Here is a 13,141-nt window from a genome sequence, read left to right as displayed (position 1 = left end):
GGCCGCCGGACTGGCGGTGTCAGCCCGTGGAGAAGCTGTAAGTCCTGTGTCTCTTTGAGGCATTGGCTGGATTCTGTGAAACGGGAATCTCCTGCCTTTAGGCAGGGGAGGATGTCAATTCTTCTCCCATTCCGTGAACAGGCCACGCGCATGAACCGCCGTCACCCGTCCCATACCCCAGCCCCCAAGCCTCTGCCAGCCCCCACCGCCAGTGTCTGGGATGATCTGCGCCTGCCTACCGAATGGCCGGACGATGCCGTGGAAGTCGGGCGGGTGCTGGGAGCCTGGGGCGTGAAGGGCTGGGTCAAGCTGCTGCCGTTCAGTGCCGACCCGGAGACTTTGCTGTCGGCGCGACGCTGGTTTCTGCGGCCTGCCGAACGGGGCGCGAGGGTATTCGATGGCGACTTGCAGGTGCAGATTGCCCATGTGCGGGTACACACCGATACCCTGGTGGCGCAGATCGATGCGATTGCCGACCGCGATCTGGCCGAAGCCCTCAAGGGTGCGCGCATCTTCGTGCTGCGCGAGGATTTTCCGGCACTCGACAACGAAGACGAGTTCTACTGGGTGGATTTGCTGGGCTTGCAGGTCATCAACCGCGAAGGCGTGCGGCTGGGCGTGGTGAAGGAGCTCATCTCGAATGGCCCTCAATCCGTGCTGGTGGTGCAGGACGGTGCAACCGCATCCGGCGAGAAAGCCACGCAGCGGCTCATTCCGTTTGTGGATGCCTATATCGACAAGGTGGACCGGGCTGCACAGAGCATCCATGTCGATTGGCAGCCGGATTATTGACCGCCCCTAGCCCATGCGTTTTGACATCATCACCCTGTTCCCGCAACTGATTGCGCCTTATCTGGAGCATGGCATCAACCGCCGGGCCACCACTGCCAGCGAGGGGCACACGCCTGCCGTGCAGGTGCATTTCTGGAACCCGCGCGACTATGCCGAAGGCGAGTACCGCCGCGTGGACGACCGCCCGTTCGGTGGCGGCCCCGGCATGGTGATGCTGGCCGAACCCTTGCAGCAGTGCCTGCAAGCGGTGCGGGTGGCACGCACGCCTTGGGATGGTGAGGCCAGCCCCGCGCCGCTGGTGTACTTCTCGCCCTTTGGGCAGACCCTGTCGCATCCGCTGGTGCAGCAGTGGGCCGATCGTGCGCAGGGGGCCATTCTGCTGTGTGGTCGCTATGAAGGTGTGGATCAGCGTTTCATCGACCGCCATGTGGACGTGCAGATCAGCCTGGGGGACTTTGTGCTCTCGGGCGGCGAGGTGGCGGCCGCTGCCTTTCTCGATGCGGTGCTGCGCTTGCAGCCGGGGGTGCTCAACGATGCGCAGAGCCACCAGCAGGACAGCTTCAACCCGGCCCTCTCCGGCTTGCTGGACTGCCCGCAATACACGCGCCCGGTGTGCTGGGATGGCATGGACGTGCCTGCCGTGCTGCTCTCGGGCAACCATGCCCACATTGCCCGCTGGCGCAGACAGCAAAGCCTCGAATGGACGGCCACTGCCCGCCCCGACCTGCTGCAACAGGCCGATGCCGCTGGACTGCTGGACAAGGCCGACCGCCAGCATCTGGCGCAGACCGGTGGTGTCTCCGCACTGAAACGGCCGTGACACGCATCCCCGTCAATGCCCCGAGTGGCCGCCCACGGTGGATGCAGGCAGCGGGTTCTCCAGAATAAAGCCGATGGCCTGTTCCAGTGGCAAGGCAGAGGTCGGGCGTGAGGGGCCGTCTTCTGGCAACAGGCGCAGGCGCAGCCAGCCTTGTGGATCCATCAGGAATGCCGTGCCCGCGAGGGTCTCGGGTGTGCGTCCTCCGGCAATCGCCCATGCCGTCCAGGCATCGGGCTGGGTGGTGTGGCAGGTGTGGGGCGGTGGCGCAGTGGCTGTGTCTTCATTGAACAGCAGCACGGTGGTCAGGCGCACGCCGGGCAGTGCGGGTATGGCGGCAGGGGCGGGCTGTTGATTCCCGACGGCCACCACATGCACGAGTTGCCCGCGCAAGTCGCCGAGCTGGCGCAGTTGCGGGTCGTGGCATTGCAGTGACAGGGCGGGCGCGGGCACGGCATATGGCCAGCGATTGCTGGGCTGCACCGCCGCACCGGCGACGCGGGCGCGGAAATAATCCACCAGTTGCCAGCGTTCGCGGTCGGTGAAGCCGGCAATCGTGCCGTGGGCCAATGGGCTGTGGCCAATGCGGTCGAACACGCGGGTCAGCCAGTCGAAGAAGTCGCCATCACTGCGTTGCCAGATGTTGTAGGGGGTCAGGTTGGTGGGGTCGTTGCGGGTTGCAAAGCAGGTGTCTAGGCAGTGCTGGCGCACCAGATCGTGGCCACGCGCAATCGCAGATGCGGTGTAGCGTGTTTCCGAGCGGTAGAAGCTGGCCGCGTGCGCGGGTTGCACGAAATAGTGCAGATTGGGGCTGGGCAGCCACCACAGCAGCCCCAGTGCCAGCACCGGCCCGGCCACACGGGTGCTGCGCCAGCCCAGCGCGGCCACGCCCAGCACGGCCACCAGCAGCAGAACAAGCAGTTTGCGAAATTCCGCCGGAACCCAGGGCAGTGCCCAGGCACGGGCATCGGGTTGAATGGCGAATGGCCATTCGGGCTGGATGTGTGCTCCCGGTGGCAAGGTGGCCAGCAGCACGGCCAGGGCAATGACCAGCAGCCCCAGCAGGCTTTCCAGGCCGATGCTCAGGCGCAGATGCCGGGTGGCGGTATCCGGGGTGGTGGTCAGCCGGGGCGTGAACACCCAGTGGTTCACGGCGGCACACCCCAGCAGCAGCACCAGCCCCAGCATCTTGCCCAGCGCGGTCAGGCCGTAGGGGGTGCCGAACCAACCGCCCAGCCCTCCCGTCCAGTGCCATGCCATGAAGCTGGCGGTGAAGGCCAGTGCCAGCACCGCCGCTCGCCCTGCCAGGGAGAAACGCCGCACCACTGCCAACTGCGCTGGCCCTTGGACGTGCCCCAGCAGCCCCAACAGTGGCAGCAGACCCCCCAGCCAGACCCCGGCGGCCAGCACATGGATGGCCAGCAGTGCGGGCAGTCGCCAGCCAGTGGCGGCGGCCGTGTGTCCCAGCCGGGTTTGCAGCAGCAGGGCACATGCCGCCAGCCCGACGGCCAGCCCGATGCGCCAGAGTTTTTCTGGTGCCGTGGCCATGCCCACGGCCAGCACGAACAGCCCACTGCGCAGCAGCAGTGCCTTGCCGAACAGGGTTTGCCCCCCGACCAGCAGCAGCCCATGCCAGAGGCCCTGCGGACTGTGCACCAACTGCGCCTGCGCCAGCAGCCAGGCCACCACGGCCAGCAACTGGAGGGCCAACGCGCCATGCAGCCAATGCTTCAGGCGAGAGTGCAACGCGGGTGCTGCGTGCCAGTGCGGCCATGCAATCAGGGCGACAAAGAACAGCGTGCCGAACAGGCTGAGGGCGGCCAGCAATTCCAGCCCGCGCGCCACGCGCAGCACCAGCAGGGCCAGGTCGGCAGGGTTCCAGGGCACGGTGCGGGGTCAGGGCTGGATGGTGAAGCGGTAGTCGCCTTCGGTGCGGTGCGTGTCCACTGAGGTGATGGCCCAGCGCACCGTGTAGCTGCCTGCGGCCAGAGGCTGTGGCAGGCCGATTTCCAGCACCCGCCGGTCGTTGGCGGATACCGTGGCATGGCCACTATCCACCCGGTCGCCAGCGGCATTGTGGACGCTGAGACTGGAGAGGGCTGGCTCCAGGGCTTCGGTGAAGCCGATCTGCACCTGCTGGGGGGCACTGCGCAGCGTGCCATCCACCGGGGGCGTGGCAAAGTCCAGGTGGGCATGGGCGAGGGCCGTGCCGCAGAGGCCGAGGCCCATCGCGGCTGTCAGTATTGGCAGGCGCAGTGCGGGGTGTTGCAGGGGGTGTCTTACCATTGGATGTCTCCTTTCTGTCCCACCAGCACCTTGTCACGGATGCGGAACAGTGCGGTGGTCAGCAATGAAAAAAGCAGGGCCATCAGGAACAGGCCCGCGTACAGATGGCCGTAGGCTCCCCAGCTCTGCGACCAGTCCAGAAAATAGCCCAGCCCGGATTTCACGCCCACCATTTCGGCCACGACCAGCACCGAGATGGCACTGCCCAGCCCCATGAACAGCCCGACGAAGACATGTGGCAGCGAGGCAGGAATGGCGATCTTCAGCAACTGGAAGCCGGTGTTCGCGCCCAGGGTACGGGCCACGTCGTAGTATTCGGCCCGCACGCTTTCCACGCCCGACCAGGTCAGCACTGCCACCGAGAACCAGGTTGCCAGTGCCACCAGAAAGACCCCAGCGGTGAAACTGCTGGGAAACAGGAACAGCGCGATCGGAATCAGCGCAGTGGCTGGCACCGGGCCGATGAAGCGCAGCACCGGCCGCGACCAGTAGCCCACCTGGCGCGACCAGCCCGTCAGCAGCCCGGTGAGAAAACCCACCAGCCCGCCAATCGAAATGCCCGCAGACAGCAGGATCAGCGACGATTTGATGCTGTCCAGCAGCCGCGCCCACTCCTTGAAATACACCTCGAACACGCCTTGTGGCGGTGGAAAGTAGGGCTGTCGCCAGTAACCCGTCTTGGCCGAGGCTATTTGCCAGATGCCCAGCAGCACCGCCAGCGCGGTCAGCCGGGGGGCGTTGCGGTAGAACCAGCGGCCCGCCTTGCCCAGCCGCTGGTACAGCGGCACGACCAGCAGCAACAGCAGTCCCAGCAGCCATTGCAGGGCCGCCAGATCGCTGCTGCTTGCGCTGCCTGCCACGCCCGGAATGTCCGGCCAGAACTGGGTGATGGCTCCTGTGGCGAACCAGGCCAGTGCTGCCAGACCCAGGCGCAGCAGCCTGCGGCGGGCACTGGTATCGGCAGGCTGGGCGGGCCGCAGGAGGGCGGAAGAAACCCGCTGTACCAAGGATGGCGGGGGAAGGGGCTGGTGTGATGCGCTGTGACTCACGGGAATCCCTTTGCTTCGATGCGGTTCAAGGATGCGGTGGCTTCGGGGGCCATCAGCTCAGTACGTCCACCGTGATGCGCTGGACAAAGGCGTGCGGGTCGGTGCGTTTGCGCACGATACCCACGGTCTTGAGTTCCTCGGTGTAGGTGCGCAGCTCCTGACGAAAGCGCTCACCCACCGGGAAATTCACATGGTGCGTGTGGCTGCGGATGATTTCCCCCAGCGTCTCGCGGTCCACGGGGGAATAGCTGGTGAACAGTTCGGCGGCTTCGTCGGGGTTTTCGTGCGTCCACTGCGCCGCTTCCAGCAGTGCCCGCGTCACGGCGGCGGCATCGCCCCGCCGTGACGCGATGAATTCCTTGCGAATGCCGATGGCGCAGCAGCTCAAATCGGCATACAGGCCGGAATGCAGCCCGCCGATCTCCGTCAGCCTGCCCTTGCTGTTCTTGAGCACCAGGTAGATGGCCGGGTCGGCATCGATGGCCGCCTGAATTTCCCCCTTGTTGATGGCCTCGCCCAGCAAGTCGGTGGGATAGACCTTCCATTCCACCTCGGTCTGCGGGTCGATGCCTGCCTTGTACAACTGCACGGACAGGAACTGCTTGCCCGGACTGTCGATGGAGCGCACGCCAATGGCTTTGCCCTTGAGCGAGGCGTAGTCGGTCTCTGCCGAATCCGAACGGGCCAGCAGGCGGATGCAGCCGCCATGCACCGCGCCGGTGAACTGCACGTTCACGCCCTGCTCCAGCGGCTTGAGGTACTGGAGGATGAAATTGACGAAAACATCGATCTTCCCGGAGGAGACGGATTCAACCCCGGCGGCGAAATTCGAGCCGAAGTTCACGAACTCGATATGGGCCCCGTGCTTCTTGAAAAAGCCTTTTTCCTGTGCGACGGGAATCGAAATCAGGCAAACCCCCGTGCCGGTCCAGCCCAGCTTGATCGGCTCGCCCGTGGGCTTGCTGCTGGCGGCATTCGACAGGCCGGGATACAGCCCGCCAATCAGCGGCGCGCCCACGGCCAGGGCCGCGCCGCCACGGATGATGGAGCGGCGGGAAATGCGGTGGAGGGTGTCCAGTGGGTCAGACATCGTGGTTCCTTTCAGATGGTAAGAATGGTTGGTCGGGCATGTGGCCTACCAGCTTTCGGCCAGTCCCAGCAGGGCCAGGCTCTGGCGGCGCAGCTCGACCAGGCGTGGGTCGCCCCGGTGGCGCGGGTAGGGCAGGTTCACCTTGAAGTCGGCCTTCACCGTGGCCGGGCGTTCGCTGAAGACCACCACGCGGGTGGCGAGAAACAGGGCTTCTTCTACGTCGTGGGTCACCAGAATGGACGTGAAGCCCTTGGCCTGCCAGAGCGAGACGATTTCCGACTGCATGGTCAGGCGCGTGAGTGAATCGAGCTTGCCCAGTGGCTCGTCCAGAATCAGGATGGCCGGGTCATTGACCAGGGCGCGCGCCAGTGCCACCCGCTGTGCCATGCCGCCCGAAAGCTGGTGCGGATATGCCTTGTTGAAATGCGACAGCCCCACCAGATCGATGGCCTGTTCCACCCGCCCGCGCTGCTGCTTCAGCACCCCCTGCGCTTCCGGCCCCAGCGCGACATTGCGCCAGACCGTGCGCCACGGAAACAGCGTTGGGTCCTGAAACACCACCACGCGCGACGGATGCGGTGCGGTGATGGGCTGGCCGTTCTCGTACAGCGTTCCCTCGCTGGGTGGCTCCAGCCCGGCAATCAGCCGCAGCAGTGTGGATTTGCCGCAGCCCGACGGCCCCAGCAAGGCCACGAATTCGCCCGGCTCCACTTGCAGATTCACCTGATTGAGCACCGGGAGTTCCGCGCCATCCAGATCGAACGCATGGCTGACATTCTCGATGCCCAGCGACGCGCCCTTGCCCTTGGGCAGCACGACCGTGCCCTCGTCCCATGCGGCCTCGTCCTCGAAGTCCGCCTTGCGCAAAGCGATTACCATTTCACAAGCCCTTTCTGCCAGGACAGCAAACGGTCCCGGAATTTGAACAAAATCGTGATGGAGCTGGAGCACACCAACGCCAGAATCAGCACCGTGGCCCAGACGTTGGCATAGGACGCCCAGCCCTGCGACCATTGAATGTAGAAACCCAGCCCGGCTTTTACGCCCACCAGCTCGGCCACCATCAGTGCGGAAAATGCCGCACCCAGTGCCATGAACAGGCCCACGAACACATTGGGCAGGGCCGCCGGAATCGCCACCTTGAAGATCAGCCCCCAGGTGCTAAGCCCCTGCGTGCGGGCCACGTCGTAATACGCCTTGTCCACGTTCGCCACACCCGACCAGCTCAGGATGGCGACCGGAAAACCGGCGGCCAGCGCGATCAGGAAAATACTGGCCCCATAGCTGCTGGGGAAGATAAAGAACACCACCGGCAGCAGGGCCGTGGAAGGCAGCGGGCCGATGAAGCGCAGCACTGGATGTGCCCAGTAGCCAATGTGCGTGGACCAGCCAATCGAAACGCCAATCACGAAGCCCACGGCCGCCCCCACAATCGCCCCGACCACCACCAGGCGCAGGGACGCCAGCAGGTGCTTGCCCACCTCCTGCCACTCCCACACGAACACTTCCACCAGTGCCTGCGGCGGCGGAAAGAAGGGCTGCGGAACCCAGCCGAGCTTGGCCGCCGCCAGCTCCCACAGGGTCAGCAACAGCCCGGAGACGATCAGCCACGGTGACTTGTGGATGACCTTCTCGCGCACACCGGGCCACCAGCGACCGCCCGATAGGGCCGCCAGCAGCAAGGCCGCAATCACCGCTGTGCCGATGGCGTAGTGGCGCGTTTCTGACCAGTCGCCCACGTCTTCCAGCGCGATGGCCGAGATGGCGGCCAAGGCCCACGCGCCCACAGCCGAAACTCCCAGCAGTGCATCCTTTGTGAGCCACGTCACCCGGCTGCGGCGGTCGGGCTGAAATTTTGCAGAGGCCAATGCTTCACCCATATCGTGTTTTCCGTTTCTGTGTGCTGCGATTCATGAAAAATCCCCCAGTCAGGAACTCGTTGCTTGTTTCGATATTTTCCCGATTGAAAAATACCAAAGCATTTGCCGTGCCAGATTCAAATAGAGAATATTCGTGGCATTCGCTGCAAATAACAAGTAAGCCGATGGGGAAAATCGGTCAGATTGTTGATGAACTGTTGCTGGCGCAACACTGCTGGATGGTTGTTGCAATTGATTCTTCGGTGTATTTTTGAAATATGATGAAATTTCAAATGGTTATATTGTTGTGCATTGCAGCGTTCACAGGGTGCTGCCGGTCGCCAGCGGGTGTGGCGCATCTTGATTTTTATGGCTTTTGGAAATAAATTTATTTGAATAATATATTTATTATGGGTAATAAATACTTCTAGAATATTGGTATTCCTTGAATATATTTGTTTTTTGATGGTGGTGGTTTCATGGAATTCTCGCAAAGATGAAATCACTGCGTCAGCCCTGTTTCTCAACGGACAACCCACACATGACACAAACCACACAAGGTTGGGGCGAAGGCCCCAGCGAACGCTACGAAACCCTGGCCAGCCGCTTCCGGGGAATTTTTGCGGACATCCGCACCGGGGCCATCGAGCGCGAACTCACACGCCAGCTCCCGCAGGATCAGGTGCGGCAACTCGCCCAGGCGGGCCTGACGGCCATCCGTGTGCCGGTGGAATACGGCGGCAGCGGAGCCAGCCTGCCGGAACTGTTCAATCTGCTGATCGAGCTGGCGCAGGCCGACTCCAACGTGGTGCAGTCCATCCGTGCCCATCTGGGCTTCGTGGAAGTTGCGCTGAATTCCGGTCGCAAGGATTGGCGCGAGGACTGGTTGCAGCGCATTGCCGAAGGAGCCTTGATCGGCCCAGGGCGGGGTGAGGCGGGCGAGGTCACGCAGGGCAAGCTGGCCACGCGCCTGACGCAGCGCGATGGCATCTGGTATCTCAACGGCACCAAGTTCTATTCCACCGGCGTGCGCTATTCCGACTGGATCGATGTGGGCGCGACCGGCGATGACGATCAGGCCTATGCCGTGCTGGTGCGCCGTGACGCACCGGGCGTGGATCCGCTGGACGACTGGAACGGCTTTGGCCAGCGGCTCACATCCAGCGGCACCACCCGCTACACCGAAGTGGTGGTGCAGCCCGAGCAGATTCGCGGCGACGACGAGAAATTCCCCTATTCCCAGGCCTTCTACCAACTCGTGCATCTGGCCACCGTGGCGGGCATTGGCCGTGCCATCAGCGAGGAGACGGCGGCGGCCGTGCGCGAGCGCACCCGCAGCTTCAGCAACGGCAATGCCGCGCGGGTGCGCCATGACCCGCAGATTCTCGAAGTCGTGGGCCGCCTGCGGGCCGCTGCCTACAGTGCCAGTGCCATCGTGTTGCAGAATGCCAGGGCACTGGAGCGCGTCTGGCAGGCACGCCAGCGCGGTGACGATGCCGCTGCCATTGGCCATGCCCGCGAAATTGCCGATCTGGAAATCGCCCAGTCGCAGACCCTGGTGTTCGAGCTGATTCTGCAAGCATCCACGCACCTGTTCGACGCGCTGGGGGCTTCCTCCACGCTGGTGCCCCACGCGCTGGATCGCTTCTGGCGCAATGTGCGCACGCTGGCCACCCACAATCCCAGAATCTACAAGGATAGAATTGCAGGCGACTTTGCCGTCAATGGCACGCCCGCACCCGACCAGTGGAAGATTGGCGTGGTGCCCATTCCTGAAGATTGACCGATGATTCCCCTGGACGTTCTGCTGCTGTTCGCCGCTGCTTCGGCCGCTTTGGCGATTGCCCCTGGCCCCGACAATATCTTTGTGCTGACCCAGTCGGCCCTGCACGGGCGCAAGGCCGGGCTGGTGACCACGCTGGGACTGTGTACCGGGCTGTGGGTGCACATCAGTGCCGTGGCCTTGGGCGTGGCGGCACTCATTCAGGCATCGGTGGTGGCGTTCACGGTGCTCAAGGTGGTCGGTGCGCTGTATCTGCTGTACCTGGCGTGGCAATCCTTTCGTGCGGGCCGCAGCGATCTGTCGCAGCCTGCCGCACCCGCACTGGGCCTGCGCAAACTCTATCTGCGCGGCATTCTGATGAATGTCACCAATCCCAAGGTGGCGATTTTCTTTCTGGCCTTTCTGCCGCAGTTTGCTGATCCGGCGCGGGGCGCGGTGGCCGGGCAGATCGTCGTGCTGGGGCTGGTGTTCATGCTGGTGGCCCTGGGGGTTTTCTCGGCGATTGCCTGGACTGCCGGGTACATGGGCGCGTGGTTGCGCCGCTCCACCACCGCGCAGCTTGCCATCCAGCGCGTGGCAGGCACGGTCTTTGCCCTGCTGGCCCTGCGGCTGGTGCTGACCAAACCCTGATATTTTTCGTCTCGTTCCCTTTTCCCCTTTTCCTTTCTGAAACGGAGCATTCCATGCCTTTCGACAACATCCTGCAAACCATCGGACGCACCCCGCACATCCGCATCAACCGCCTGTTCGGCAGCGATGCCAAGGTCTGGGTCAAGTCCGAACGCGGCAACCCCGGCGGCTCCATCAAGGATCGTATCGCGCTGGCGATGGTGGAAGATGCCGAGCAGAAAGGACTGCTCCAGCCCGGTGGCACCATCATCGAACCGACCTCCGGCAACACCGGCGTGGGTCTGGCACTGGTAGCGGCCGTCAAAGGCTACAAGCTGATTCTGGTGATGCCCGAGAGCATGTCCATCGAGCGTCGCCGCCTGTTTCTGGCCTATGGCGCGAGCTTTGACCTCACGCCCAAGGAAAAAGGCATGAAGGGGGCCATCGCCCGCGCCGAGGAACTCCAGGCCCAGACCCCCGGTGCGTGGATTCCCCAGCAGTTCGAGAACCCCGCCAACATTGCCACGCACGAACAAAACACAGCCCAGGAAATCGTGCAGGACTTTCCCGACGGGCTGGATGTGCTCATCACCGGCGTGGGCACGGGCGGCCACCTCACCGGCGTGGCGCGGGTGCTCAAGGCGCGTTTCCCGAACCTGAAGGTGTTTGCCGTCGAGCCTGCCGCCTCGCCCGTCATCTCCGGCGGCCAGCCTTCTGCGCATCCCATCCAGGGCATCGGTGCGGGCTTCGTGCCGAAGAACCTCGATACCTCGCTGCTGGATGGCGTGATTCAGGTGGAAGGCGATGCCGCCAAGGAATACGCACGCCGCAGTGCCACCGAAGAAGGGCTGCTGGTGGGCATATCGTCGGGGGCGACGCTGGCCGCCATTGCCCAGAAGCTGCCCGAACTGCCTGCCGGCGCACGCATTCTCGGCTTCAACTACGACACCGGCGAACGCTATCTGTCGGTGGAAGGCTTCCTGCCTGCGGCCTAAGAACGTGTTTACGATCTCGCCCCGAAGCTGTATAGCTACGCCATACCCTATGGGTTGCACCTCAAAAACCGCATCTGCGGCGTTGAAAATCCTCGCCGGGCCACCAGCCCGGCTGTGGTTTTCGCCTTGCAGCTACGGTTCTTGAGGCACAACAGCACTCGTGCCGAGATCGTAAACACGTTCTGCGTCCCCGCAGATACCGCACTGCCGGGAGGGCAGAACGATTGAACCAATGGCGCGTCGGGGGCAGAATCTGCTTTTCCGCTGCCGCGTTTTTCAAGGTTCTCTCTCCATGACTTCCCGCACCGTGCATCCGAGCCGCCGTACCGTCCTTCTGGGGCTGTCGGCAGGTGTGGCCACCAGCCTGCTGCCGGGCCAGGTGGCGGCTAGTCTGGTACAGCACAGCCATCTGCTGTCGGCCACCGCTTTCCAGGGTTCGACCCGGCTGGCCCCGCTGGACGCACTGCGCCCACACCGTCCGCTGTTGCCCTTGCCCCGATTGCCGAACCGCAGCCGCCGTGCCGGGCAATTCCGGGCACGCATGGTGGCAGCGGTCAGCCAGCAATACCTGATGCAGGGCCTGAAAACCCCGCTGTGGTGCTACAACGGCATCACGCCCGGCCCGCTGATCGAAGCCTTCGAGGGCGACCGCATCGAGATCGACTTCTTCAACCAGTTGGAGCAGCCTTCCACCATCCACTGGCATGGGCTGGCCATCCCGGCCGATCAGGATGGCGCGCCGCAGGACTTTGTGCCCGCCAAGGGCCAGCGTCGCTACCACTTCACCCTGCCGCCCGGCAGTGCGGGCACACACTGGTACCACCCGCACCCGCACATGCAGACCGCCGAGCAGGTCTATCGCGGGCTGGCAGGCGCGTTCATCGTGCGCGACCGCGCCGACCCGCTGGCACACATTCCCGAGCAGCACCTGTTCATTTCCGACCTCAAGCTGGGCGATGAAGGCGCGATTCTTCCGAATGACCGCGAGGACTGGATGAACGGCCGCGAGGGCCAGTTCGTGCTCATCAACGGCGCGCATCTGCCGCGCATCACCCTGTCGGGGACGCAACGCTGGCGCATCTGGAATGCCTGCAATGCCCGCTACCTGCGCCTGAGTCTGGATGGCCTGCCGTTCACACTGGTGGGAACCGACGGTGGCCTGCTGGGTGCGCCGGTTCATGGCCTGACGGAAATCCTGCTCACACCGGCCCAGCGCGTGGAAATCGTGGTCACACCAGCGCACGACCGCCAGCGCACCTGGCTGGTGGCCGAACCCTACGACCGGGGTGCAATGGGGCGACTGGCCGGGCCATCCCCCCGGCGCGTGCTGGCCGACATCGACCTGCTGCGCATCGAGGCCGAGCACGCCATCCCCGACACATTGCGCCCGATGGCCCCGCTGGGCGAGCCAACGGCCCAGCATGTGGCGGCGTTTTCCGACTTCGTGGACTTGCAGGCTCCACCGCCGGAAAACCCCTACGAACGCCCCAGCGACATGGTGTTCATGGTCAATGGCCAGCACTACGATATGGAGCGCATCGACGTGCAAGGCCAACGGGGGGCGGTGGAGCAGTGGACACTGGTCAATGCCTCCAGCATGGGCATGGACCATCCCTTCCACATTCACGGTGGGCACTTCCAGGTGCTGGAGCGCACGTTCAACGGTGTGAGCACCCCCGAGCCATTCCTGGCCTGGCGCGACATGGTGAACCTGCGCGCAGGCGAGAGTGCCACCATCCGCATGCGCATCGACGAACCGGGCCTGCGCATGTTCCACTGCCATATTCTGGAACACGAAGACCTGGGCATGATGGGCAATTTGCAGGTGGTGTGAAATCCTTGCCCAGGCACGCCAATGGCT

At 64.0% G+C, this 13,141-nt stretch carries 13 protein-coding genes; 7 read left to right on the top strand and 6 right to left on the bottom strand.

Features of this window, described 5'->3' with window-relative positions:
• The first annotated feature begins 111 nt into the window (after window positions 1-111).
• Window positions 112-792: a ribosome maturation factor RimM gene (gene rimM / locus BUE21_RS10855; protein ID WP_234971129.1), complete on the top strand. Its 681-nt coding sequence runs from the start codon at window positions 112-114 to the stop codon at window positions 790-792.
• A gap of 13 nt (window positions 793-805) precedes the next feature.
• Window positions 806-1,612 carry a tRNA (guanosine(37)-N1)-methyltransferase TrmD gene (trmD, locus tag BUE21_RS10850; RefSeq protein ID WP_073356692.1) on the top strand — a complete coding sequence of 269 codons (807 nt, stop codon included), beginning with the start codon at window positions 806-808 and terminating at the stop codon, window positions 1,610-1,612.
• A gap of 12 nt (window positions 1,613-1,624) precedes the next feature.
• Here the strand turns inward: trmD and BUE21_RS10845 are convergent, their stop codons facing one another.
• The 6 genes from BUE21_RS10845 to BUE21_RS10820 are packed head-to-tail and all read right to left on the bottom strand — an operon-like array spanning window position 1,625 to window position 7,914.
• Window positions 1,625-3,496, bottom strand: coding sequence for a copper resistance D family protein (locus tag BUE21_RS10845; protein ID WP_073356691.1), 1,872 nt, complete (start codon window positions 3,494-3,496; stop codon window positions 1,625-1,627).
• A 9-nt stretch (window positions 3,497-3,505) separates the two neighbouring features.
• Window positions 3,506-3,895: a copper resistance CopC family protein gene (locus BUE21_RS10840; protein ID WP_073356690.1), complete on the bottom strand. Its 390-nt coding sequence runs from the start codon at window positions 3,893-3,895 to the stop codon at window positions 3,506-3,508.
• Window positions 3,889-4,944 carry an ABC transporter permease gene (locus tag BUE21_RS10835; protein ID WP_234971128.1) on the bottom strand — a complete coding sequence of 352 codons (1,056 nt, stop codon included), beginning with the start codon at window positions 4,942-4,944 and terminating at the stop codon, window positions 3,889-3,891. The genes BUE21_RS10840 and BUE21_RS10835 overlap by 7 nt, the downstream gene beginning before the upstream one ends.
• Window positions 4,945-4,996: 52 nt before the next feature.
• Entirely contained in the window at window positions 4,997-6,034 is a 1,038-nt protein-coding gene (locus BUE21_RS10830) for an ABC transporter substrate-binding protein (protein ID WP_073356688.1), read from the bottom strand.
• 45 nt (window positions 6,035-6,079) lie between these two features.
• Window positions 6,080-6,913: an ABC transporter ATP-binding protein gene (locus tag BUE21_RS10825; RefSeq protein ID WP_073356687.1), complete on the bottom strand. Its 834-nt coding sequence runs from the start codon at window positions 6,911-6,913 to the stop codon at window positions 6,080-6,082.
• Window positions 6,907-7,914, bottom strand: coding sequence for an ABC transporter permease (locus BUE21_RS10820; RefSeq protein WP_073356686.1), 1,008 nt, complete (start codon window positions 7,912-7,914; stop codon window positions 6,907-6,909). Before BUE21_RS10820 ends, BUE21_RS10825 begins: the two co-directional genes overlap by 7 nt.
• Window positions 7,915-7,946: 32 nt before the next feature.
• On the opposite strand from BUE21_RS10820, the gene BUE21_RS14540 reads away from it, so the two are divergent.
• The 5 genes from BUE21_RS14540 to BUE21_RS10800 all read left to right on the top strand — a co-directional run bounded on the left by BUE21_RS14540 (window position 7,947) and on the right by BUE21_RS10800 (window position 13,114).
• Window positions 7,947-8,168 carry a hypothetical protein gene (locus BUE21_RS14540; protein ID WP_143164501.1) on the top strand — a complete coding sequence of 74 codons (222 nt, stop codon included), beginning with the start codon at window positions 7,947-7,949 and terminating at the stop codon, window positions 8,166-8,168.
• Between the two features lie 266 nt (window positions 8,169-8,434).
• A complete protein-coding gene (locus BUE21_RS10815) occupies window positions 8,435-9,676 on the top strand; it encodes an acyl-CoA dehydrogenase family protein (protein WP_073356685.1) in 1,242 nt (413 codons plus the stop codon).
• Window positions 9,677-9,679: 3 nt separating this feature from the next.
• Window positions 9,680-10,306, top strand: a complete 627-nt coding sequence (locus tag BUE21_RS10810) for a LysE family translocator (RefSeq protein ID WP_073356684.1) — start codon at window positions 9,680-9,682, stop codon at window positions 10,304-10,306.
• Window positions 10,307-10,359: 53 nt separating this feature from the next.
• A complete protein-coding gene (gene cysK, locus BUE21_RS10805) occupies window positions 10,360-11,280 on the top strand; it encodes a cysteine synthase A (protein WP_073356683.1) in 921 nt (306 codons plus the stop codon).
• A gap of 292 nt (window positions 11,281-11,572) precedes the next feature.
• Window positions 11,573-13,114: a multicopper oxidase family protein gene (locus BUE21_RS10800; RefSeq protein ID WP_073356682.1), complete on the top strand. Its 1,542-nt coding sequence runs from the start codon at window positions 11,573-11,575 to the stop codon at window positions 13,112-13,114.
• Window positions 13,115-13,141 lie beyond the last annotated feature (27 nt).

The sequence above is a fragment of the Lampropedia hyalina DSM 16112 genome (genome assembly GCF_900129055.1).
Taxonomy (GTDB): Bacteria; Pseudomonadota; Gammaproteobacteria; order Burkholderiales; family Burkholderiaceae_C; genus Lampropedia; species Lampropedia hyalina.
Note: the sequence above shows the minus strand (reverse complement) of the source record. Positions and strands in the feature narration are given on the sequence as shown.